This window comes from Gilvimarinus sp. 1_MG-2023 (assembly GCF_030548285.1).
In genome coordinates this window covers 1-363 of sequence record NZ_JAUOSC010000376.1, presented here as the reverse complement: position 1 = coordinate 363, position 363 = coordinate 1, and the positions used below count along the sequence as shown (strand labels likewise).

Annotated in this window: 1 protein-coding gene; it reads right to left on the bottom strand. The window is 60.9% G+C overall.

The genetic code is table 11. The annotated features are described in order from the left end of the window. Positions 1 to 363 (bottom strand): ABC transporter permease subunit (locus Q4563_RS17270; RefSeq protein WP_442903777.1); only part of this gene is annotated, 363 nt, incomplete at both ends.

Here is a 363-nt window from a genome sequence, read left to right as displayed (position 1 = left end):
GCGCCACTACGGTGGCGGCGATCGGTTGGTTACGGGCCAGAAAGGCAATCAGGATTCCCGAGAAGCCATAGCCAACGTAGAACGAATGGGTCAGGCGGCCTTCCTGTCCGGCAGTAATCATAAAACCGGCCAGCCCGGCCAGCGCTCCGGACAACAGTACGGTACCAAGGATTACCCGATTAACCGGCACCCCCACGGCACGGGCCACACCGGGACTGTTGTCGACAAAACGCAGGTACAGCCCAGCCCGGGAGACGTTGGTAAACCAGAGCACCAGAAAGGCAACCAGGGTGGCCAGCACAATCGCCAGGCTGAGTCCGTCAAAGACATCGGGCAGGCGTTCGAATACCCGGTACTGAGGGG